Here is a 22,656-nt window from a genome sequence, read left to right as displayed (position 1 = left end):
ATGTTATAAAGTAACAATACAATTTCGCCAAGCCATACTCGTCGCAAAGGTAACTCGGAGATGGCGCTGCATAGCCGTATCGCCCTTGCTGACCCTATTTGGTAGATCCCATGACTAGCCTGATGCTTCCGGACATTGCCACACAAACCCAGGCACACGCCGTCCCGCTTGATTGGGTCGGCATGCGCGGTATCGCAGTGCCTATCCAGTTCGACGGTCTTCAGGTGTCGGCCAAGGCCGATGCGGGGGTCAGCTTGGTGGATGGCAATTCCCGAGGCATCCATATGTCTCGCCTGTACCTGGCATTGGAATCGCTCGAAGCGCAGCCATTGACGCCCTTGGCCATTCGCCGTCTTCTCGCAGACTTCCTCACCAGTCACGAAGGGCTTTCCGACGCGGCTTATCTCAGCCTGGATTTCGAGCTCATGCTGAAGAGGCCCGCCTTGGTCAGCCCACTGGCGGGCTGGAAGCGCTATGCAGTCAGCCTTGAAGCGACGATTGCAGATGAAATGTTCCACGTGGAACTATCCGTTCGTGTGCCTTATTCCTCAACGTGCCCCTGCTCGGCAGCCCTTGCAAGGCAACTGATTCAGCAGCAGTTCGAGGCCGACTTCGCCGGGCAACACGTGGAGCGCAGCGTGGTACTGGAATGGTTGGGCAGCAGTCAGGGCATCGTCGCGACACCGCATAGCCAGCGTAGCCAGGCGATGGTCAGCGTGCGCCTGCAAGACAAACTGGCGTTGCTGCCCATCACAGAATTGATAGACCGGATTGAGGCTAGCCTGGGTACGGCTGTGCAAACTGCGGTAAAGCGTGCAGACGAACAGGCGTTCGCCTTGGCCAACGGGCAGAACCTTATGTTCTGTGAAGACGCTGCTCGGCGACTGCACCAGTCGCTCCAGCAGTTGGAGTGGGCGACCGCCTTCAAGCTGCGCGTGGAACATGCAGAAAGCCTGCATGCCCACGATGCGGTAGCCAGCAGCCAGTGGCAGTGGTGAGGCTCAGGTGCGAGGTTTGACTGTTCCACAGTCGTTGCCGAGCCATACGGCGCGGGTATTCATGCTGCCCTGCTGCTGAACACCCGAGGCATTGAAGGTGCCGTTGACCTGGGTTGTGAACTCCTTGTCACTCAGGAAAGTCGCCTGGCCAGTGCCCTGAGCCTTGGGGCAACTGAACTGAAACTTCCAGACATTACCCGTTCGGTCGGTGATCTTCTGAGTGCATCCAGACTTGGGGTCCTGCAGGGGGATATCGTTGGTCTGCACCTGTTCACGCGTCAGACACGAGCGCACGCCATTGCCGCCGATCGTAACGCCCTGCTTGGCCAATACCCCTTCCATCATGGCCCGCTGTTCAGGGGGCAGGTTCTTCAATTGCCCGAGCATGAACTGCATATCGGGTAATGGCTTGCCATCGACCTGCATGTTGCTGGTAGTCAATTCCCACAAACCAGGTTGCAACATCTGCGCATTTACCAGTGGGCTGCTCAGGCCCAAGGCCAGGGCCAACAGTGGCAGACGAATCTTCATGTACGGACGCTCCTCGTAAAGCCGGCCAACGGGCCGGGCTCAGCCTTAGACGCCAAATCCGCTTTCAGGTTGCAAGGCGGAGGTGGAACGTGTTCTGTTATCCGCTGTGTATTCGGCAAGCAGGATGCGTATGGATTACCACAGCCCCTACTTCTTCGGCTACGTGCTCGGCCTGATCCATTTGCTTGGCATGATCGCCGCGTTGCACGCAGTGTTCACCGTGCGCACTGCGCAAGGTGCAATTGCCTGGGCCATGTCGCTGTTCTTCATTCCTTACCTCACGCTGATTCCCTACCTGATCTTTGGTGCGCGATCCTTCTACGCTTACATCCAGGCCCGGCGTCAAGCCAACCAGGAAATGCACGTGGCGATGGCCAGCCTCAACTGGCGGCCCTGGGTAGAGGAAGCCCTGACTGCCAGAGAGTCGGAAAGCTATGCGGCCTTGCGTGCCATGCCGAAGCTCGGTCGGATGCCTTGCCTGGCTAATAACGAAGTGAAGCTGCTGATTAATGGCAAGGCCACATTTGAGGCCATTTTTGCTGCCATCGAGCAGGCACGTGAAGTGGTATTGGTGCAATTTTTCATCATCCATGACGACGGTCTCGGCAAGGAACTGCAGCAGTTGCTACTGCGCAAGGCGGCTGAGGGCGTGAAGGTATTCGTGCTATACGACCGTGTCGGCAGCCATGCGCTGCCGGCAGGTTACAGCCAAGCGCTGCGTGATGGTGGTGTGCAGATCCATGCCTTCGCCACCCGCCGCGGATGGTTCAACCGCTTTCAGGTCAACTTCCGCAACCACCGCAAGATCGTCGTGGTCGATGGCCTGCTCGGCTTCATCGGTGGGCATAACGTAGGGGACGAATATCTTGGCAAAAATCCACCTCTGTCACCGTGGCGCGACACCCATGTGCAGATCAGCGGCCCGGTATTGGCCTGCCTGCAGGAGTCGTTTGCCGAGGACTGGTACTGGGCCACGCGCCAGCTGCCTCCCTTGATCCTGCCGGACACCTACCCGGACAACGGTGTACTGTGCCAAGCGTTGGCCAGTGGCCCGGCAGACCCACAGGAAACCTGTTCGCTGTTCTTCATCGAGGCCATCCACTCGGCGAGCAAACGGGTATGGATCACCAGCCCTTATTTCATCCCCGACGAAGCCGTGTTCGCCGCCTTGCGCCTGGCGGTACTGCGTGGGGTGGACGTGCGCGTGCTGATTCCGTCTCGGCCCGATCACAAGATCGTCTATGCGGCCTCCAGCCTGTTCGCGTTCGAAGCAGTGCGGGCAGGGGTGAGAATGTTCCGTTATCAGCCTGGCTTCCTGCACCAGAAGGTGGTGCTGGTGGATGACGAGATCAGCGCGATCGGCAGCGCCAACCTGGACAATCGCTCGTTCCGGCTCAACTTCGAAATCACCTTGCTGACGGTGGACCGTCCGTTCGCTGATCAGGTGGAGGCGATGCTGCTGGACGACTTTGAACAGGCGCGTGAAATCACCACCGAAGACAGCCGCGATACCCATCGGGTCCAGCAGCTGGGAATGCGCATTGCGCGCCTGATTTCACCCATCCTCTGAACGAAGAAGGGGCCGCTTTTTTGCGGCCCCTCTGCGGTCAGTGATCAAGGCTCAGCGATAAAGGTCTTCCCGCGTCCACGGCAGATCATGGTGCCCATCGGCATACGGCTTCACGGCCAGAATCTGATGCAGGTTGATCCAGCCCTTCTGGAATGCATAGGCACACCCGGCCAGGTAGAGGCGCCAGATCCGCAGTGTTTTCTCCGGCACTAACCCCGCAGCCTTGTGCAACTGGTTCTCCAGGTTCTCGCTCCAGTGATGCAGCGTCTTCGCATAGTGAAGACGCAGGCTCTCCACGTCCACCACCTCTAGCCCGGCCTCACAGATGCTGGCACTGATCATCGACAGGTGCGGCAGCTCGCCATGGGGGAAGACATATCGGTCGATGAACTCACCTGCGCCACGCCCGACCGGGCGTCCATCGACATGCTTGGCAGTAATCCCATGGTTCATCACCAGTCCACCTTCGCGGACGGCGCCGAACAGTTTCCGGCAATACAACGCCAGATTGGCGTGCCCGACATGCTCGAACATGCCGACACTGACTACCTTATCGAAGCGGCCATCCTGAGGCAGGTCGCGATAGTCGAGAATCTGCAGGTCGACCTTGTCGGCCAGGCCTTCTGCCTTGACCCGCTCGCGGCCGAGCTTGAGCTGCTCCTTGCTCAGGGTGATACCGAATACCTTGGCGCCATATTCTCGCGCGGCGAAACGCGACAACCCGCCCCAACCACAGCCGACATCGAGCAGATAGTCGCCAGCATCCAGGCGCAGCTTGCGGCACAGGTGATCGAACTTGTCCTGTTGGGCTTGATCCAGGGTGTTGTCGGGCTCGCGGAAATAGGCACAGGAATAGGCCATGTCCTGATCGAGCCAGAGTTGATAGAACTCATTGGAGACGTCGTAGTGATATGAAATAGCCTCGGCGTCCGTGCTCTTGTCATGGGCCAGGCGCTGCGGCGGAGCCTCGTCCTCTTCGGTCAGCAATGCTTCGCTGAGTTCGTCGCAGACTCGGATGGCTTCGCCAATATCGCCTTCCAACTCCAGCTTGCCCTCCACGAATGCAGTGCCCAGCTGGTCCATGCTCGGGTGGGTCAGCTGGCTGATCAGCTGTGGCTCCTTGACCAGGATGGTGACCTGCGGGCTCGGGCCCAGATCGAACTGGTTTCCATCCCACAGTTTCAGCCGCAGCGGCAGATGCAGGCTCTGCAATGCCGGTGGAAGTTGAGCAAGCATGAACACTCCTCCTATCCCTATAAGGCTACGACGCCTGACATTTCGAACGTCGCCGGAACAGAGTAGTTCATTCGTGGGAGGTTTCCTCTAAACGAGACCAAGGTCTAGAACCAACCGATCTGATGAAGCAACAGATTGTATACAATCCACGCTTCTCGGCTTAACCTTATGCCCCTCTCGCGCTTCCTCATCTGGAGTACAAAACCCATGAAATCCTATGACGTGGTGATCATCGGCGGCGGCCCTGGCGGCTACAACGCAGCGATCCGCGCCGGCCAGCTGGGCCTGAGTGTCGCCTGCGTGGAAGGCCGCGCGACGCTGGGCGGCACCTGCCTTAACGTCGGTTGCATGCCGTCCAAGGCGTTGCTTCACGCTTCCGAGCTTTACGAAGCGGCCAGCGGCGACGAGTTCGCCCACCTCGGCATCGAAGTGAAACCGACGCTGAACCTCGCCCAGATGATGAAACAAAAGGACGAGAGCGTGACCGGCCTGACCAAGGGCATCGAATACCTGTTCCGCAAGAACAAGGTCGACTGGATCAAAGGCTGGGGCCGCCTGGATGGCGTCGGCAAGGTCATCGTCAAGGCTGAAGATGGCAGCGAGACCGCACTGCAGGCCAAGGACATCGTCATTGCTACCGGTTCGGAGCCCACTCCCCTGCCGGGCGTAACCGTCGACAACCAGCGGATCATCGATTCCACCGGTGCCCTGGCCCTGCCGCAGGTACCCAAGCACCTGGTGGTGATCGGCGCGGGCGTCATCGGCCTGGAACTGGGTTCGGTATGGCGCCGCCTGGGCGCACAGGTCACCGTCATCGAGTACCTCGACCGCATCTGCCCGGGCACCGATGAAGAAACAGCCAAGACCCTGCAGAAGGCGCTGGCCAAGCAAGGCATGGCCTTCAAGCTCGGTAGCAAGGTCACCCAGGCGAAGACCGAAGCCGAAGGCGTCAGCCTGACCCTTGAGCCAGCTGCGGGCGGGGCAGCCGAAACGCTGCAGGCCGACTACGTGTTGGTCGCCATCGGCCGTCGTCCCTATACCAGGGGCCTGAACCTGGAAAGCGTCGGTCTGGAAACCGACAAGCGCGGCATGCTGAACAACGAGCACCACCGCACCTCGGTCCCAGGTGTATGGGTGATCGGCGACGTCACTTCCGGCCCGATGCTGGCGCACAAGGCTGAAGACGAAGCGGTCGCGTGCATCGAGCGGATCGCCGGCAAACCGCATGAAGTGAACTACAACCTGATTCCGGGCGTGATCTACACCCGTCCGGAACTGGCTACCGTGGGCAAGACCGAAGAGCAGTTGAAGGCCGAAGGCCGCGCCTACAAGGTCGGCAAGTTCCCCTTCACCGCCAACAGCCGTGCCAAGATCAACCACGAGACCGAAGGCTTCGCCAAGGTCATCGCCGATGCCAATACCGATGAGGTGCTCGGTGTGCACCTGGTCGGCCCGAGCGTCAGCGAAATGATCGGCGAGTTCTGCGTCGCCATGGAATTCGCCGCCTCGGCTGAAGACATCGCCCTGATCTGCCATCCGCACCCAACCCGCTCCGAAGCCCTTCGCCAGGCAGCGATGAACGTGCACGGTATGGCCATGCAAATCTGATCCATCTGGCTCCGCCGGTTTTTTCGAAATACCATTGATGCACGTTTTCGATCAAACCAGCGGAGCCACCGGGTGAGCATCAATTTCGATCTGAACGACTTGCAGGCGTTTCGTGCAGTGGTCGAACAAGGCAGCTTCCGCCGCGCCGCCGATACCATTCGCATCACCCAATCGGCGCTGAGCCGGCGTATCGAGAAACTCGAATCGGCATTGGGCGTGAAACTGCTCGAACGCACCACGCGCAAGGTGTCGCTGACCAATGTCGGGCGCGCCTTTCTACCTCAGGTCGAACGCCTGCTGGACGACCTCGACCTGGCGCTGCTCAGCGTCGGAGATGGTGGCTCGCTGCGAACCGGCACCCTGACCATCGCCTGTGTGCCGTCAGCCGCCTACTACTTCATGCCCCATGCCATTCGTGCCTTCCATGGGCAATACCCGAAAGTGCGCATCAACCTGTACGACGCCTCGGCCAACGAAGTGAGTGCCGCCGTGGCCTCTGGCGAAGCGGACTTCGGCCTGAGCTTCACGGGTAATCTCGCACCGGAGATCGAGTTCAGCGACTTGCTCGAGGAACGCTATGTCATCGCCTGCCGCCAGGACCACCCGTTGGCCAAGCTGGAGACGGTGACCTGGGCGCAAGCCTACGAACATGACTACATCAGCCTGGGTAAGTCGTCTGGCAACCGCCTGGTCCTGGATCGGGCGCTGGCCGGCATGCAGGTGAGTAAGGAGAGCGTTTGCGAGGCCAGGCATGTGACGACCCTGCTGGGCCTGATCGAAGCGGGCCTGGGAATTGCTGCGGTGCCGTCTATCGCGCTGCCGCTATCACCGCATCCAATCCTGGCCAGCGTTGCACTGGTCGAACCGCAGGTCAGCCGCAAGATGGGCCTGCTCAAGCGCCGCGGCCGCACACTGACGCCTGCGGCACTCGAGATGGTGAGGTTGATCCGGGAGTTGCCCGGCGTATTACCGGGCGACTGAATCCAGGCCGGTGGCACGTACGTCAGGCTGCGCGGCAGGTGAGGCCAGGTATTGCAGAAGCTTTTTTGCCTCGGCAGGGTGCTCGGCGCCTTTTGGAATAGCGGCAGCGTAGCGGGTCACCGACTGCAGGCTTTCTGGAATCTTGCCAACCAGAGTCACACCCGGCACGGGCAGCAACTCGGCAACCTGCTGGAAACCAAGCTCATAGGTGCCCTGAGCCACCTGCGAGGCCACCGGTATACGCTCGACCATGGTGCTCTTGCCGACCAGGCGGTCCTCGATACCCAACTTCTTGTACAGCTGCGTCTTGATATACACGCCACTGGCACTATCCGAATAGGCCACCGATTTTGCCGCCAGCAGCGTCTGCTTCAGCTGATCGGGGGTGCCGATCTCCGGCTTGGGCTGGCCCTGCTTGACCACCATACCGATGCGCGAATCGGCAAGCTCGACACGCGAAGCCGGGTCGACCTTACCCTGGCGGATGAGTTCATCCAGCGCATAGCCGACCATGATCACCACATCAGCGTGCTCGCCGCGAGCGAGGCGATTGGGGATCGCCTCGGGTGCCTTGCCCATCGAGGGCCCGAGCACGGTGACCAGTGTATCGCCGCTCTGCGCGGCATACTTGGGCCCCAGTTGTTTATAGGCGGCGGTAAAGCCACCCGAGGTCATGACGGTCAGTTCAGCAGCCTGGGCAAGGCTGCAGCCAGCCAGGAGAGCAGCGGTCAGTAACGCTTTCATCGAGTTCCTCATACGGCCACCGGTGCGCGGTTGGCCAAGCGACGGTACAGCATCCAGGTAGCGACGAATGCACAGAGCGCGGCAAACATCATCCAGTAGGCGGGTGCCGCCTTGTCATTGGTGACATGGATCATCCACGTCGAGATTGCCGGGGTGAACCCGCCGAACAGGGCGGTCGCCAAGCTATAAGCCAGCGAAAAACCTGCTACACGGACTTCCACCGGCATGATTTCGGTCAGCGCCGGGATCATCGCGCCGTTGTACATGCCGTACAGGAACGAGAACCACAGCAGCACTTCAAGCATGTGGCCGAAGGTCGGCGCCTGGGCCAGATAGGTCAGGGCCGGGTAAGCGGTGATCAAGGTCATCAGCGACATGGCCAACAGCAGCGGCTTGCGCCCCAGGCGATCGCTGAGCGCACCGCCGATGGGCAACCAGATGAAGTTCGACACTGCGGTCAGCAAGGTCACCAGCAGCGCATCACCGGTACTCAGTTGCAGCACGGTCTTGCCGAAGGTCGGGGCGTATACCGTGATCATGTAGAAGGCAGTGGTGGTCATGGCCACCATCAGCATGCCGTACAGCACGATGCCGGAATTGGCGGCCAGCGTCGCCAGTACCTGCTTCATCGTTGGGCGATGTTCGCGGGCCGCGAACTCCTCGGTTTCCTGCAGGCTGCGACGCAGCAGGAAGATCACCGGGATGATCATGCAGCCAACAGCAAACGGTACCCGCCAACCCCACTGGGTGAGCTGGTCAGGCGTCAGCCACTGGTTGAGGGCAAAGCCGAGCGCCGCTGCAACCACGACCGCCACCTGCTGGCTGGCGGACTGCCAGCTGGCATAGAAGCCCTTGTGCCCCGGCGTGGCCATTTCGGCCAGGTACACAGACACACCGCCGAGCTCCGCGCCGGCCGAGAAACCTTGCAACAAGCGCCCGATGAGTACCAGCGCCGGGGCCAGAAGTCCGATGCTCTCATATCCAGGCACCAGCACGATCAGCAAGGTCCCGCTGGCCATGATCGCCAGGGTTACGATCAGCCCCTTGCGTCGGCCTACGTCATCGATGTAGGCCCCCAGGATCACCGCACCCAGCGGGCGCATGAGGAAGCCTGCGCCAAAAACGGCGAAGGTCATCATCAACGAGGCGAATTCATTGGACGCGGGGAAGAAGGCCGCCGCGATATGCGTGGCATAGAAGCCGAACAGGAAGAAGTCGAACTGTTCGAGGAAGTTTCCGGACGTGACCCGGAAGACCATACCGGCCTTGGACTTGCCCTCGGGCACCGAGTGTGACGGCAGACTCATGGTGTGGATCTCCAGCGTTTCTTAATAATTGTAAGTGCTTATTTCGAGAATGATCGTCGAAAGCGGCGCTGGAGATAATCGTTCATTTTTCATTAATTGATGCGCGATCGCGATCAATCAGCCGTGTACTGTTACTTTCAAGGGCAGACAGTGAGCGAGATGCACCGTTTTCTTGATCGTCTCTATTGTCCTGATTTTTGGAACAATCATTCACTTTTAAACCCAATTGTCTTGATCGGTTCTCCGCTCCAGAATGGCCCCATACCGCAGACAACGCCACCGAGCACAGCGCGGTGAGCCATTCGAACTCAAGCATCAGGAGCTACAAAATGATCAATTTCAAAGGTACAACTGCAGTCGTAGGTCGCGTGTTGCTGGCCGTGCTGTTCCTGCTGAGCGGCTTCAGCAAGCTGACCTCGCCGGACGGCACCATTGCATATATCGAATCAAGCGGCCTGCCCTTCCCGGTACTCAGTTACCTGGCAGCACTGGGTGTCGAACTCGGTCTCGCAGCCTTGCTGATCATCGGCTTTCAGACCCGTATCGTCGCAGTGATCATGGCGCTGTTCACCGTGATGGCAGCCTTCGCTTTCCACAACAACCTGGCGGACCAAGGGCAGTTCATCAATTTCTTCAAGAACCTATCGATCGCAGGCGGCCTGTTGCAGATTGCAGCGTTTGGCGGCGGTGCGCTGAGCGTGGATGCGCTGCTGGCTAACATCAAAGCCCGGCGGGCAAGCAAGACTGTGTTGCAGACAGCTTGAAGGCAAACCGGAATTTCGGGCACCGAGCGCGGGACTGCAAATTAATTTGTTTTAGCGTTATAGGGTGCGCTAATGGAGTAAAGGCGTACTTGGGTATCGCCGACTTTCAGTAGCGTTACCTTGTTCCAATTGTTCGGTATGGAAGCGAAATCATCGGGCGGTGCGCTGTTGCTTATCAGCCAGACTCTGGTCTGGCTGACGGGCAGTTTTTCAAGGCTGTCGAGATAGATTTTATCGGCATCATTGTTGACCAGTGTGCCAAACCCGTAGTTACCTGGCCGACCCGAAGCGCCGTTGGCCAGGGGTGGCGTATAGAGCAGTGGAACCGACCCGGTCTTGTTGTAATAGACGTAGCTGAAATACCAGAAGAGATCGCTGACGACGATACGGTCATTCGCACGATAATTTTCATTGACGAAGTTGACCAGCTTGTTGAACTGATCATCATCCTTTTGGTAATAACTGCTTAGGCCAACCCCTTCTACGGCCAATAGGGTCATCAGGGTGATGAGGGCTGCGTAGCGATAACGGCGCTTCATTCGGTCAATGGCAATTGCCAGCACGATCGGTAAGCCCAAGGCCGAAAACATCAGATAGCGCTCGACCAGAAGTGGCGTTATCCATGAGATTGCGAATACGACGATCAACGGTAGAAACGTATATATCGCCATGAGCACATGGAATTTATGGCGGCTTCGATCATGCCGACAGACAACGCCGGTTACCAGCGCCAACGCCAGTGGCAGAGCAAGGTAGACTGGCCATGTCAGATTCAGGCCATCGGAAAGGGCCATGAACTGCCAGATTGTCGATGGCAGGGAATACAGTGTAACGGGCAGTATCCAGCCAATGTCACCACCCGCCCTGAGTTGATCAAGGTGCTGCAACAGGTCTATCAAGCCTGGAATCCACGGGGTATACAGCAGGACGATCATGCCGTTGGCGACCCACCATGCTGGCCGACCAATCAGGCGGTGTTTTTCACCTCGTACAAGCAATAGATAAGCCCAGTGGGACAGTACGCAAAGGCTCGTAAAATAATGTGTATAGAAACTTGCCACCATTAACAGCACATAGATGAATAGGTAGCGGTGGCGCTCAGGGTTTTTCACCCAATATACAAGCGCAATGGTTGCTCCCAGCAGAAAGAACCCCATGAGGGCGTACATACGCGCTTCCTGGCTATAACGCACTGCAATGGGCAGCAATGCCAACAAAACACCAGCCATTACTGCTGCGCGACGCGTGGCAATCACGCAAACCAGCCACATGCCCAGGGCTACAGTACCGACACCTGTCAGCACGCTGATGAACCTGACCGAGAAGACACTGGCCCCGAATGCACCTATCCAGGCATGTAGAAGGACGAAGTAAAGGGGTGGGTGTACGTCATGGGCGCTGTGCATCCAGATGAGCGAGGGTGAGTACTGGCTCATCAACAAACTAGAGCCCTCATCGCACCATATGGCGGAGGCCGTTGAGCCGTAGACTCGAGCCAGCATGGCGAGTAGCAGGATTGGCACCGGCCAGAGCCTCTTGGCCCATAGGACGAATGTTTCGAGCTTGATCGCATTGCCGGGAACTGGGGCTTCCGCGCTGACGTTGCGTTCGTGAAACCTCATGCTTCCTCCAGCCCAGCGCAGCCTTTGTGAGCGCTTTTTACGCGACGTATTGCTATCCACTGGGTCAAACGATCAGCGCCAAGCATTCCTCATAGAAATCGTCAAATATCAGTACTGCTCTCAAAATGTAGTACACGGCTGCCCACACGCTGCTCATCGAGGACCTTCGGCAGCGCTTGCCGCTTGCCCCAGGGTGGCCAGCGGTTTGGCCCTGTAACGGAAAACCCCCGTCGTTACGGGGGTTTGTGCGTGTCCCTAGCATTGATAGCGCGAGTCAAACATTGACCTTTTCAGTCATGATTTAATCCGCACAGCCAGTTGGTCTTTCCAGGCGGAAAATGCTTATTCCACCGTCACGGACTTGGCCAGGTTACGCGGCTGGTCGACGTCCGTACCCTTGAGCACCGCCACGTAGTACGAAAGCAGTTGCAGCGGGATGGTGTAGAGGATCGGTGCCAGTTCGTCGACGATGTGCGGCACCTTGATCACGTGGGTGCCTTCGCCGTTGCTCATGCCGGCATTCTCATCAGCGAATACCACCAGCTCACCACCACGGGCACGCACTTCCTGCAGGTTGGACTTGAGCTTTTCCAGCAGTTCATTGTTTGGCGCAACGGTCACCACTGGCATGTCGTTATCCACAAGCGCCAGCGGACCGTGCTTGAGCTCACCGGCCGGGTAGGCTTCAGCGTGGATGTAGGAGATTTCCTTAAGCTTCAGCGCACCCTCCATGGCCACCGGGTACTGGGCACCTCGGCCGAGGAACAGGGTGTGATGCTTGTCGGCAAACAGCTCGGCGGTCTTCTCCACGGTACTGTCCATGGCCAGGGCTTCGCCCAGGCGCGCTGGCAGGCGACGCAGCTCTTCCACCAACCCGGCTTCGACGCCCGCTTCGAGGGTGCCGCGCACCTGGCCCAGCGCCAGGGTCAGCAGCATCAGCGAGACCAGCTGGGTGGTGAAGGCCTTGGTCGAGGCCACGCCTATTTCCGGGCCGGCCAAGGTCAGCAGGGTCAGGTCGGACTCACGCACCAGCGAACTGATGCCGACGTTGCAGATGGCCAGACTACCCAGGAAGCCCAGCTCTTTGGCGTTGCGCAGGGCAGCCAGGGTGTCGGCGGTTTCGCCAGACTGGGAGATCGAGACGAATAGGGTATCAGGCTGCACCACGACCTTGCGATAACGGAATTCGCTGGCCACTTCGACCTGGCACGGAATGCCAGCGAGGCTTTCCAGCCAGTAACGGGCGACCATGCCGGCGTGGTAGCTGGTACCGCAGGCAACGATCTGCACGTTACGCACTTTGGCGAACAGCTCGGCAGCCTGCGGGCCGAAAGCCTGGACCAGTACATGGTCCTTGCCCAAGCGGCCTTCCAGGGTGCGCTGGACCACGGTCGGCTGCTCGTGGATCTCCTTGAGCATGAAGTGGCGGTAGGCGCCCTTGTCGGCGGCTTCGGCGCCTTCGTGGTACTGCACGGTTTCACGCTGTACCGGGTTGCCAGCCTGGTCCCAGACCTTCACCTGGTCACGGCGGATTTCGGCGATATCGCCCTCTTCCAGATACATGAAACGGTCGGTGACCTGGCGCAGGGCCAGTTGGTCGGAAGCCAGGAAGTTCTCGCCATGGCCCAGGCCGATTACCAGCGGGCTGCCGCTGCGTGCGGCTACCAGGCGGTCGGGCTGTGCCACGCTGATCAGCGCAAGGCCGTAGGCACCGTGCAGACGCTTCACTGCCGATTTGAGCGCATCGGCCAGGTCCGGTAGGGTCTTCAGCGTGTGGTGGATCAGGTGCACGATGACTTCGGTGTCGGTCTGCGAGCTGAACACATATCCCAGAGCTTTCAGCTCTTCACGCAGTTCTTCGTGGTTTTCGATGATGCCGTTGTGCACCACCGCCACTTCGTTGCCGGAGAAATGCGGGTGGGCGTTACCTTCGGTTGGTGCACCGTGGGTGGCCCAGCGGGTGTGGGCGATACCCAGCTGGCCGTTTAGCGGCTCGGCGGCAACAGCGGCCTGCAGCTCGGCCACCTTGCCGATCCGGCGACGACGCTGCAGTTCGCCCTGCTGGGTATAGACAGCCAGGCCAGCGCTGTCATAACCACGATATTCAAGACGCTTGAGACCTTCGATGAGAATGGCAGTGATATTGCGCTCGGCTACGGCACCAACGATTCCACACATGTTTATTGCTCCTGGCTGATCGCGGCGCAAATCAGGTTGATGCCGCGGGCTTGAATCTGTTCGCGTGCCGCTGCGGGCAGGCGTTCGTCTGTAATGAGGGTATGCACACTGCCCCACGGCAGCTCGAGATTGGGGATCTTGCGCCCGACCTTGTCCGACTCGACCATCACGATCACTTCGCGGGCTACCTCGGCCATGACTCGGCTCAGGCCAAGCAGCTCATTGAAGGTGGTGGTGCCGCGCTGCAGGTCGATGCCATCGGCACCGATGAACAGCTGATCGAAATCGTAAGAGCGTAGTACCTGCTCGGCGACCTGACCTTGGAACGACTCGGAATGCGGGTCCCAGGTACCCCCGGTCATCAACAGCACCGGCTCGTGCTCGATCTCGCTGATGGCGCGGGCCACATTCAATGAATTGGTCATCACTACCAGACCGGGTTGGCGGCCCAACTCCGGAATCATCGCGGCGGTAGTGCTGCCACTGTCGATGATGATCCGCGCATGCTCGCGAATACGCCCCACCGCTGCACGAGCGATCGCCTTTTTGTAGGCGGAGACGGGTTGCGCGATCTCTACGAGCATCTCCTGCGGTACCGGCACCGCACCGCCATAGCGGCGCAGCAGCAGGCCATTGGCCTCCAGCGCGGCAAGATCCTTGCGGATGGTGACCTCCGAGGTCTCGAAACGCTTGGCCAAAGCATCAACGCTTACCTCACCTTGCTCACTGAGCAGGGCCAGGATGTTGTGACGGCGCTGTGGGGTGTTACGTTTCGACATGGTCTTATAAGTTTCGATTCGAAAGATAATTGTTGCAATCAAAACCTATGAGGGGCATTTCGTCAAGGTGTTCACCACCCTAAGCCAATAAAAAAGCCGACTTATCCACATAAATCGGCTTTGGATTGCTGCAGCTGTGTATAACTCAGCTCTTCTTGATCTTCTCCGGCCGCTTCCAGCCCGAGATGTTGCGCTGACGCGCACGGGCCACCGCCAGGTCACCCGCTTCGACGCCCTGAGTAATGGTCGAACCAGCGGCAGTAGTCGCACCGGCCTTGATTTCCACTGGCGCCACCAACGAGTTATTGGAACCGATGAACACGTCCTCCCCCATCACGGTCTTGAACTTGTTGGCGCCATCGTAGTTGCAGGTGATGGTACCGGCGCCGATGTTGGTACGCGCACCGATCTCGGCGTCACCCAGGTAGGTCAGATGGCCAGCCTTGGCACCTTCGCCCAAATGGGCGTTTTTCAGTTCGACGAAGTTGCCGACATGGGCCTTGGCTTCCAGCACGCTGCCCGGGCGCAGGCGGGCGAACGGGCCGGCATCGCTGCCCTCGCCCATCACCGCGCCGTCGAGGTGCGTGTTGGCTTTGATGATCGCGCCCTTGCGCAGGGTGCTGTCCTTGATCACACAGTTCGGACCGACCTGCACGTCGTCCTCGATGACCACCTTGCCTTCGAGAATCACGTTGATGTCGATCAGCACGTCGCGACCCACAGTCACTTCGCCACGTACATCGAAACGTGCCGGGTCGCGCAAAGTGACACCTTGGGCCATCAGGCGGCGGCCTTCGCGCAGCTGGTAATGGCGCTCGAGTTCCGAGAGCTGGCGACGGTCATTGGCGCCCTGCACTTCCATCGGGTCGTGCGGCTGTTCGGTGGCGACCACCAGGCCATCAGCCACCGCCATGGCGATAACGTCGGTGAGGTAGTATTCGCCCTGAGCATTGTTGTTCGACAGCCGGCCCATCCAGTCGGCCAGGCGCGCGGCCGGCATGGCCAGTATGCCGGTGTTGCCTTCCTTGATCGCCTTCTGCGCTTCGCTGGCGTCCTTGTGCTCGACGATAGCGGTCACCTGGCCCTGTCCATCACGCACGATGCGGCCATAGCCGGTCGGGTCTTGCAGGGTGACGGTGAGCAGACCCAACTGCTTGTCGCTGACTTTGGCCAACAGGCGCTGCAGGGTTTCCACTTCGATCAGCGGTACATCGCCATAAAGCACCAGGACCGTATCGGCGGTGATCGCCGGCAAGGCCTGCGCAACGGCGTGGCCCGTGCCCAGCTGCTTGTCTTGCATGACGAAATTGAGGTCGTCGGCTGCCAGGCGCTCACGCACCAGCTCGGCGCCGTGGCCGATGACCACGTGAATGCCCTGTGGTTGGAGCTGGCGCGCGCTGTGGATAACGTGACCGAGCATCGAGTTGCCGGCTACCGGGTGCAGTACCTTTGGCAGCGCCGAACGCATGCGGGTACCTTGGCCTGCGGCGAGAATGACGATATCGAGGGACATTGACTGGCTACCAATCCTGGGCGGTCAGGGATGACCGAAGAGGGAAATTCTGAAAAAGAAAAAGGGTAGCCGAGGCTACCCTTTAACTCAATCGCAACGGAAGTAAGCGGCCAAGGCCGGATTACTTGCCCCTGCGCATTTGCTGGACAGTACGCAGCTGAGCTGCAGCTTCGGCCAGACGTGCGGCAGCAGCACCGTAGTCGAAGTCCGAGCTTTTCGCGTTCAGGGCGTTCTCAGCAGCCTTGAGGGCTTCCTGAGCCTGAGCTTCGTCCAGGTCGGCAGCGCGCTGCACGGTGTCGGCAAGAACCTTCACCATGTTCGGCTGCACTTCGAGGAAGCCACCGGAGATGTAGAACACCTCACGATCGCCACCTTGCTTGGTCAGCGTGATCGGACCAGGCTTGAGATTGGTGATCAGCGGGGCGTGGCCTGGAGCGATACCAAGATCGCCCAGGTTGCCGTGCGCTACTACCATCTCGACCAGGCCGGAGAAGATTTCTCCTTCCGCGCTGACGATATCGCAATGGACTGTCATAGCCATCTGCTTGCCTCAACCTGATTAGCGCCCCTTGCGGGGCGCCGGGATTACAGTTTCTTGGCTTTCTCGATCGCTTCGTCGATGCTGCCGACCATGTAGAACGCTTGTTCTGGCAGGTGGTCGTAGTCACCTTTGAGGATGCCGCTGAAGCCAGCGATGGTGTCTTTCAGGGCAACGTACTTGCCTGGCGAACCGGTGAAGACTTCGGCCACGAAGAACGGCTGCGACAGGAAGCGCTGGATCTTACGAGCACGGGCTACCAGTTGCTTGTCGCTTTCGGACAGTTCGTCCATACCCAGAATCGCGATGATGTCCTTCAGCTCTTTGTAGCGCTGCAGAACATACTGAACGCCACGAGCGGTCTCGTAGTGTTCGTTGCCGATCACGTTCGGGTCCAGCTGACGCGAAGTCGAGTCCAGTGGGTCGACCGCTGGGTAGATACCCAGGGAGGCGATGTCACGGGACAGAACGACGGTGGCGTCCAGGTGGGCGAAGGTGGTCGCTGGCGACGGGTCGGTCAGGTCGTCCGCAGGTACGTATACGGCCTGAACGGAGGTGATCGAACCTTCCTTGGTCGAAGTGATACGCTCTTGCAGAACGCCCATCTCTTCGGCCAGGGTCGGCTGGTAACCTACTGCCGAAGGCATACGGCCCAGCAGTGCGGATACTTCGGTACCGGCCAGGGTGTAACGATAGATGTTGTCGACGAACAGCAGAACGTCGTTACCTTCGTCACGGAACTTCTCAGCCATGGTCAGGCCGGTCAGCGCTACGCGCAGACGGTTTCCTGGTGGCTCGTTCATCTGACCGTAGACCAGCGCTACCTTGTCGAGAACGTTGGAGTCCTTCATCTCGTGGTAGAAGTCGTTACCCTCACGAGTACGCTCACCCACACCAGCGAACACGGAGTAACCGCTGTGTTCCATGGCGATGTTACGGATCAGTTCCATCATGTTTACGGTCTTGCCGACGCCGGCACCACCGAACAGACCAACCTTACCACCCTTGGCGAACGGGCAGACCAGGTCGATAACCTTAATGCCGGTTTCCAGCAGGTCGTTGCCGCCTGCCTGGTCAGCGAACGAAGGCGCTGGCTGGTGGATACCGCGACGCTCTTCTTCGCCGATCGGGCCGGCTTCGTCGATCGGGTTGCCCAGTACGTCCATGATACGGCCCAGGGTGGCCTTACCAACTGGAACGGAGATGGCAGCGCCGGTGTCGACGACATCCAGACCGCGCTTCAGGCCTTCGGTCGAGCCCATCGCAATGGTACGAACCACGCCGTCGCCCAGCTGCTGCTGAACTTCGAGGGTGGTTTCCGCGCCTTGAACTTTCAGCGCGTTGTAAACACTCGGTACGACGTCACGTGGGAATTCCACGTCGATGACGGCGCCGATGATTTGAACGATACGTCCGCTACTCATAGCTGGATCCTCTGAATTTTTGAACCGTTAAACCGCGGCAGCGCCGCCGACGATTTCCGAGATCTCCTGGGTGATCGCAGCCTGACGCGCCTTGTTGTAGATCAACTGCAGCTCTTTGATCAAATCACCGGCGTTGTCTGTGGCGTTCTTCATGGCGATCATCCGGGCTGCTTGTTCAGCAGCGTTGTTCTCGACCACCGCCTGGTATACCTGCGACTCCACGTAACGCACCATCAAGCCGTCCAGCAGCTCTTTTGCGTCGGGTTCGTACAGGTAATCCCAGTGATGCTTGAGATCCTGATCCGGGGTTGCCACCAACGGTACCAATTGCTCGACCGTCGGTTTTTGGGTCATGGTGTTGATGAACTTGTTCGAAACCACCGAAAGGCGATCGATACGGCCGTCCAGGTAGGCGTCCAGCATCACTTTGACGGAGCCGATCAGATCGTTGATCGATGGCTCTTCGCCCAGGTGGCTGATCGCGGCTACCACGTTGCCGCCAAAGATGCGGAAGAAAGTTGCACCCTTGCTGCCGATCACGCACAGGTCGATTTCAACGCCCTGTTCGCGGTTTTCGTTCATGTCCTTGACCAGGGCCTTGAACAGGTTGGTGTTCAAGCCGCCGCACAGACCACGGTCACTGCTCACCACGATATAACCGGCGCGCTTTACAGGGCGCTCGATCATGAACGGGTGGCGGTATTCCGGGTTGGCGTTGGCCAGATGACCGATCACCTGGCGGATACGCTCCGCGTAAGGACGGCTAGCAGCCATGCGCATTTGTGCCTTGCGCATCTTGCTGACCGCCACTTTCTCCATGGCGCTGGTAATTTTTTGCGTGCTTTTGATGCTCGCAATCTTACTGCGAATCTCTTTTGCGCCTGCCATGTATCACCTATCAGGTTAGCAAGCGGGGGCCGGAGCCCCCGCTGCGGCTTACCAGGTCTGGGTGGCCTTGAACTTCTCGATACCGGCTTTCATGCCAGCGTCGATTTCGTCGTTGAAGTCACCCTTCACGTTGATCTTCGCCATCAGTTCGGCGTGATCACGGTTGAAGTAGGCGATCAGCGCTTGCTCGAAGCTACCGACCTTGGAGACTTCCACGTCAGTCAGGAAACCACGCTCAGCGGCGTACAGCGACAGGGCCATGTCCGCGATGGACATTGGCGCGTACTGCTTCTGCTTCATCAGCTCGGTTACGCGCTGACCATGCTCCAGCTGCTTGCGGGTCGCTTCGTCCAGATCGGAAGCGAACTGGGCGAATGCAGCCAGTTCACGGTACTGAGCCAGAGCGGTACGAATACCACCGGACAGCTTCTTGATGATCTTGGTCTGAGCGGCACCACCTACGCGGGATACCGAAACACCGGCGTTCACTGCAGGGCGGATGCCCGAGTTGAACATGGCCGATTCCAGGAAGATCTGACCGTCGGTGATGGAAATCACGTTGGTCGGAACGAACGCGGAAACGTCGCCAGCCTGGGTTTCGATGATCGGCAGGGCGGTCAGGGAACCGGTCTTGCCAGTGACTGCGCCGTTGGTGAACTTCTCGACGTACTCTTCCGAAACGCGCGATGCACGCTCCAGCAGACGGGAGTGGAGATAGAACACGTCACCTGGGTACGCTTCACGTCCTGGTGGACGGCGCAGCAGCAGGGAGATCTGACGGTAGGCAACGGCCTGCTTGGACAGGTCATCGTAAACGATCAGGGCGTCTTCGCCGCGGTCACGGAAGAACTCGCCCATGGTGCAGCCGGCGTAAGGCGCCAGGAACTGCAGTGCGGCGGATTCCGAAGCACTGGCAACGACCACGATGGTGTTGGCCAGGGCGCCGGCTTCTTCCAGCTTGCGAACGATGTTGGCAACGGTGGAGCGCTTCTGGCCGACTGCAACATAAACACAGAAAATACCGGAGTCTTTCTGGTTGATGATGGCGTCGATGGCCATGGCGGTCTTGCCGATCTGGCGGTCACCGATGATCAGCTCGCGCTGGCCACGGCCGACAGGGATCATGGCGTCGACGGACTTGTAGCCAGTCTGTACAGGCTGGTCTACCGACTTACGCCAGATCACGCCTGGAGCCACTTTCTCGACCGCGTCGGTCTGGGTGTTGCCCAGAGGACCTTTACCGTCGATCGGGTTGCCCAGTGCGTCAACGACGCGACCCAGCAGTTCCTTACCAACCGGAACTTCCAGGATGCGGCCGGTGCACTTGGCGCTCATGCCTTCGGCGAGGGTGTCATAGGCACCCAGGATCACTGCACCTACGGAGTCTTGCTCCAGGTTCAGGGCCATGCCGAATACGCTGCCAGGGAACTCGATCATTTCGCCGTACATGACGTCGGCCAGACCGTGGATCCGCACGATACCGTCGGATACCGAAACAACGGTACCTTCGTTACGGGCTTGGGAGCTCACATCGAGGTTGTCGATGCGGCCCTTGATGATTTCACTAATTTCGGAAGGATTGAGTTGCTGCATTGCTCTGCTGCCCCTTCAAACTCAAGATTTCAATGCTTCGGCCAGTTTCGCGATCTTGCCGCGAACAGAGCCATCGATTACCAGGTCACCAGCGCGGATGACGACGCCGCCAATCAGGCTGGCATCCTCAGACGCGTGCAGGCGAACTTCCTGGCCTAGCCGTGCACTGAGAACCTTGGCGAGTTTGTCTTGCTGTTCTTGGTTCAACGCGAAGGCACTGGTCACTTCCACGTCCACGGATTTCTCTTGCTCGGCCTTGTACAGGTCGAACAGAGCGGCAATCTCCGGCAACAGCAGGAGACGGTCGTTTTCCGCGGCAACACGAATGAAATTCTGTGCCTGTGCATTGAACTTGTCACCGCACACGTCAATGAACGTGGCGGCCTTTTCTGCGCTCGTCAGTCGCGGGGCCTTGAGCAGGCGCTGCATGGTGTCGTCTTGAGACACCGCAGCAGCCAGGCCGAGCATGGCTGACCAATTGGCCAGTTGCTGATGGGCCTGGGCATGCTCAAAGGCAGCCTTAGCGTAAGGTCGGGCCAACGTGGTCAGTTCTGCCATGATCGCCCTCGCTTAAATTTCAGCGGCCAGTTTGTTAACCAGCTCCGCATGCGCGTTTTGATCGATTGTGGCGCCAAGGATCTTTTCAGCACCGCCGACGGCCAGGGCGCCCACTTGGGCACGCAGGGCGTCTTTCGCGCTGTTCAGTTCCTGTTCGATCTCGGCCAGAGCCTGAGCCTTCACACGGTCAGCTTCGACGCGGGCCTGTTCACGGGCTTCCTCGACAAGCTGAGCAGCGCGCTTCTTGCTTTGCTCAATGATTTCGGCTGCCTGTGCTTTAGCTTCACGCAGTTGCTGACCCACTTTCTCTTGGGCCAGCTCCAGGTCGCGAGCTGCGCGGTTGGCAGCGTCCAAGCCGTCGGCAATCTTCTTTTGACGCTCCTGCAGAGCAGTGATGACCGGAGGCCATACGTACTTCATGCAGAAGAGTACAAAAATCAGGAAGGCAACGGATTGGCCAATCAGGGTTGCATTAATGTTCACGCCAACACCTCGCTCGGTCTTAATTCATCACAGCCATCAACTCGTGGTTACGAGTGATTAGCCGGCGATCTGACCAACGAACGGATTCGCGAAGGTGAAGAACAGAGCGATACCAACACCGATCATGGTTACGGCGTCGAGCAGACCGGCAACGATGAACATTTTCACCTGCAGCATCGGAACCATTTCTGGTTGACGAGCAGCGCCTTCCAGGAATTTGCCGCCCAGCAGGCCGAAACCAATGGCGGTACCCAGAGCACCCAGGCCGATCAGCAGAGCAACAGCGATAGCGGTCAGACCAACTACAGTTTCCATCTTTCCTCCCGACTTTTACGTCGTATTGGTTAGGTTTTTAAGTTGAAGCGGTAAAACAAATCGTTTGGTACAGCTGCCCTTGCGGACTTTTAAAGCCTTCCCCCCAAACGAGCGGGGAAGGCTACAAGACACGCCAGGCGGTCTTAATGGTTATCTTCATGAGCCATCGACAGGTAGACGATGGTCAGCATCATGAAGATGAAAGCTTGCAGCGTGATGATCAGGATGTGGAACACAGCCCATGCCCACTGCAGCACGACACCCAGGCCGCTCAGCCAGAGGATGCCGGCGCCGAACATCACGGCGATCAGGATGAACACCAGCTCGCCGGCATACATGTTGCCGAAAAGACGCAGTGCCAGCGAGATCGGCTTGGCGATCAGGGTGACGAATTCCAGCAGGAAGTTCACCGGGATCAGCAGGATCTGAACGAAGATGTTCTTGCTGCCGAACGGGTGCAGGGTGAGCTCACCGATGAAGCCGCCCAGGCCCTTGACCTTGATGCTGTAGAAGATGATCAGGGCGAACACGCAGAAGGCCATGGCCAGGGTCGCGTTCGGGTCGGTGGTCGACACGGCACGGAACGGAATGTGCGGATCACCGGAGATCAGCATGGCCAGCTGAGGAATCCAGTCGACCGGTACCAGGTCGATGGCGTTCATCAGGAATACCCAGACGAAGATGGTCAGCGCCAGCGGAGCGATGACCGGGCTGCGGCCGTGGAAGGAGTCCTTCACGCTGCCGTGGACGAAGTCCACCATCACTTCCACGAAGTTCTGCAGGCCGCCTGGTTGACCAGAAGTCGCCTTCTTGGCCGCCATGCGGAAGATGAACAGGAAGATCAGACCCAGCGCGACGGACCAACCCAGGGTGTCCAGGTGGAACGCCCAGAAGCCCATTGCCTTGGCTTCTGCAGCCGAATGGGCAAAGCCCCAGCTGCCGTCTGGTAGTTGACCGTAGGTCAGGTTCTGCAAGTGGTGCTGGATATAGCCCGAAGCGGTTTCTGCTGCCATGGTTGCCTCAAAC

The 22,656-nt window shown here is 59.1% G+C and carries 22 protein-coding genes; 5 read left to right on the top strand and 17 right to left on the bottom strand.

Features of this window, described 5'->3' with window-relative positions:
* Nucleotides 1–110: 110 nt before the first annotated feature.
* Nucleotides 111–998: a GTP cyclohydrolase FolE2 gene (gene folE2, locus ACQKPS_RS04900; protein ID WP_427603013.1), complete on the top strand. Its 888-nt coding sequence runs from the start codon at nt 111–113 to the stop codon at nt 996–998.
* A gap of 3 nt (nt 999–1,001) precedes the next feature.
* Here the strand turns inward: folE2 and ACQKPS_RS04895 are convergent, their stop codons facing one another.
* Nucleotides 1,002–1,529: a DUF3617 domain-containing protein gene (locus tag ACQKPS_RS04895; RefSeq protein ID WP_099814980.1), complete on the bottom strand. Its 528-nt coding sequence runs from the start codon at nt 1,527–1,529 to the stop codon at nt 1,002–1,004.
* 130 nt (nt 1,530–1,659) lie between these two features.
* Here ACQKPS_RS04895 and cls point away from each other — a divergent pair, with 130 nt between their 5' ends.
* Nucleotides 1,660–3,099: a cardiolipin synthase gene (gene cls / locus ACQKPS_RS04890; RefSeq protein ID WP_254482363.1), complete on the top strand. Its 1,440-nt coding sequence runs from the start codon at nt 1,660–1,662 to the stop codon at nt 3,097–3,099.
* Between the two features lie 51 nt (nt 3,100–3,150).
* On the opposite strand, the gene cfaB is transcribed toward cls, so the two are convergent.
* Nucleotides 3,151–4,335 (bottom strand): C17 cyclopropane fatty acid synthase CfaB, encoded by a 1,185-nt coding sequence (gene cfaB, locus ACQKPS_RS04885; protein ID WP_313202740.1) that lies wholly within the window; start codon nt 4,333–4,335, stop codon nt 3,151–3,153.
* Between the two features lie 207 nt (nt 4,336–4,542).
* Between cfaB and lpdA the strand changes: the two genes are divergently transcribed.
* The gene (gene lpdA / locus ACQKPS_RS04880) at nt 4,543–5,943 is read left to right on the top strand and encodes a dihydrolipoyl dehydrogenase (RefSeq protein ID WP_254482365.1); all 1,401 of its coding nucleotides are present in this window, start codon (nt 4,543–4,545) and stop codon (nt 5,941–5,943) included.
* 72 nt (nt 5,944–6,015) lie between these two features.
* A complete protein-coding gene (locus ACQKPS_RS04875) occupies nt 6,016–6,924 on the top strand; it encodes a LysR family transcriptional regulator (protein WP_254482366.1) in 909 nt (302 codons plus the stop codon).
* Here ACQKPS_RS04875 and ACQKPS_RS04870 read toward each other — a convergent pair.
* The 3 genes from ACQKPS_RS04870 to ACQKPS_RS04860 all read right to left on the bottom strand — a co-directional run bounded on the left by ACQKPS_RS04870 (nt 6,910) and on the right by ACQKPS_RS04860 (nt 9,291).
* Nucleotides 6,910–7,680 carry a substrate-binding domain-containing protein gene (locus ACQKPS_RS04870; RefSeq protein WP_313202738.1) on the bottom strand — a complete coding sequence of 257 codons (771 nt, stop codon included), beginning with the start codon at nt 7,678–7,680 and terminating at the stop codon, nt 6,910–6,912. The two genes, ACQKPS_RS04875 and ACQKPS_RS04870, sit on opposite strands and share 15 nt — an antisense overlap.
* Entirely contained in the window at nt 7,677–8,975 is a 1,299-nt protein-coding gene (locus tag ACQKPS_RS04865) for an MFS transporter (RefSeq protein ID WP_254482368.1), read from the bottom strand. The genes ACQKPS_RS04870 and ACQKPS_RS04865 overlap by 4 nt, the downstream gene beginning before the upstream one ends.
* Nucleotides 8,976–9,057: 82 nt before the next feature.
* Nucleotides 9,058–9,291 (bottom strand): hypothetical protein, encoded by a 234-nt coding sequence (locus ACQKPS_RS04860; protein ID WP_427603009.1) that lies wholly within the window; start codon nt 9,289–9,291, stop codon nt 9,058–9,060.
* Nucleotides 9,292–9,304: 13 nt separating this feature from the next.
* On the opposite strand from ACQKPS_RS04860, the gene ACQKPS_RS04855 reads away from it, so the two are divergent.
* Entirely contained in the window at nt 9,305–9,739 is a 435-nt protein-coding gene (locus ACQKPS_RS04855) for a DoxX family protein (protein ID WP_427603007.1), read from the top strand.
* A 41-nt stretch (nt 9,740–9,780) separates the two neighbouring features.
* Here the strand turns inward: ACQKPS_RS04855 and ACQKPS_RS04850 are convergent, their stop codons facing one another.
* The 12 genes from ACQKPS_RS04850 to atpB all read right to left on the bottom strand — a co-directional run bounded on the left by ACQKPS_RS04850 (nt 9,781) and on the right by atpB (nt 22,643).
* Nucleotides 9,781–11,361, bottom strand: a complete 1,581-nt coding sequence (locus ACQKPS_RS04850) for a glycosyltransferase family 39 protein (RefSeq protein WP_254482369.1) — start codon at nt 11,359–11,361, stop codon at nt 9,781–9,783.
* Between the two features lie 342 nt (nt 11,362–11,703).
* Nucleotides 11,704–13,539 (bottom strand): glutamine--fructose-6-phosphate transaminase (isomerizing), encoded by a 1,836-nt coding sequence (gene glmS / locus ACQKPS_RS04845; protein WP_254482371.1) that lies wholly within the window; start codon nt 13,537–13,539, stop codon nt 11,704–11,706.
* A 2-nt stretch (nt 13,540–13,541) separates the two neighbouring features.
* The gene (locus tag ACQKPS_RS04840) at nt 13,542–14,318 is read right to left on the bottom strand and encodes a DeoR/GlpR family DNA-binding transcription regulator (protein WP_254482372.1); all 777 of its coding nucleotides are present in this window, start codon (nt 14,316–14,318) and stop codon (nt 13,542–13,544) included.
* A gap of 145 nt (nt 14,319–14,463) precedes the next feature.
* A complete protein-coding gene (gene glmU / locus ACQKPS_RS04835; RefSeq protein ID WP_427603004.1) occupies nt 14,464–15,831 on the bottom strand; it encodes a bifunctional UDP-N-acetylglucosamine diphosphorylase/glucosamine-1-phosphate N-acetyltransferase GlmU in 1,368 nt (455 codons plus the stop codon).
* A gap of 121 nt (nt 15,832–15,952) precedes the next feature.
* The gene (locus tag ACQKPS_RS04830) at nt 15,953–16,372 is read right to left on the bottom strand and encodes a F0F1 ATP synthase subunit epsilon (protein ID WP_060507758.1); all 420 of its coding nucleotides are present in this window, start codon (nt 16,370–16,372) and stop codon (nt 15,953–15,955) included.
* A gap of 44 nt (nt 16,373–16,416) precedes the next feature.
* The gene (gene atpD / locus ACQKPS_RS04825; protein ID WP_254482374.1) at nt 16,417–17,793 is read right to left on the bottom strand and encodes a F0F1 ATP synthase subunit beta; all 1,377 of its coding nucleotides are present in this window, start codon (nt 17,791–17,793) and stop codon (nt 16,417–16,419) included.
* A 27-nt stretch (nt 17,794–17,820) separates the two neighbouring features.
* On the bottom strand, nt 17,821–18,681 hold the full coding sequence (gene atpG, locus ACQKPS_RS04820; protein ID WP_013974905.1) for a F0F1 ATP synthase subunit gamma: 861 nt from the start codon (nt 18,679–18,681) through the stop codon (nt 17,821–17,823).
* Nucleotides 18,682–18,729: 48 nt separating this feature from the next.
* Nucleotides 18,730–20,274, bottom strand: coding sequence for a F0F1 ATP synthase subunit alpha (gene atpA / locus ACQKPS_RS04815; RefSeq protein WP_085676550.1), 1,545 nt, complete (start codon nt 20,272–20,274; stop codon nt 18,730–18,732).
* Nucleotides 20,275–20,295: 21 nt separating this feature from the next.
* A complete protein-coding gene (locus ACQKPS_RS04810; RefSeq protein ID WP_039605254.1) occupies nt 20,296–20,832 on the bottom strand; it encodes a F0F1 ATP synthase subunit delta in 537 nt (178 codons plus the stop codon).
* 12 nt (nt 20,833–20,844) lie between these two features.
* Nucleotides 20,845–21,315, bottom strand: coding sequence for a F0F1 ATP synthase subunit B (locus tag ACQKPS_RS04805; protein WP_254482375.1), 471 nt, complete (start codon nt 21,313–21,315; stop codon nt 20,845–20,847).
* 57 nt (nt 21,316–21,372) lie between these two features.
* The gene (gene atpE, locus ACQKPS_RS04800) at nt 21,373–21,630 is read right to left on the bottom strand and encodes a F0F1 ATP synthase subunit C (RefSeq protein WP_003097235.1); all 258 of its coding nucleotides are present in this window, start codon (nt 21,628–21,630) and stop codon (nt 21,373–21,375) included.
* Nucleotides 21,631–21,773: 143 nt separating this feature from the next.
* The gene (atpB, locus tag ACQKPS_RS04795; protein ID WP_054884842.1) at nt 21,774–22,643 is read right to left on the bottom strand and encodes a F0F1 ATP synthase subunit A; all 870 of its coding nucleotides are present in this window, start codon (nt 22,641–22,643) and stop codon (nt 21,774–21,776) included.
* Nucleotides 22,644–22,656 lie beyond the last annotated feature (13 nt).

Source organism: Pseudomonas sp. NPDC086566, from assembly GCF_050280885.1.
GTDB classification, from domain to species: Bacteria; Pseudomonadota; Gammaproteobacteria; order Pseudomonadales; family Pseudomonadaceae; genus Aquipseudomonas; species Aquipseudomonas vlassakiae.
The sequence above is the reverse complement of the archived record's forward strand: the minus strand, read 5'-3'. Positions and strand labels throughout refer to the sequence as shown.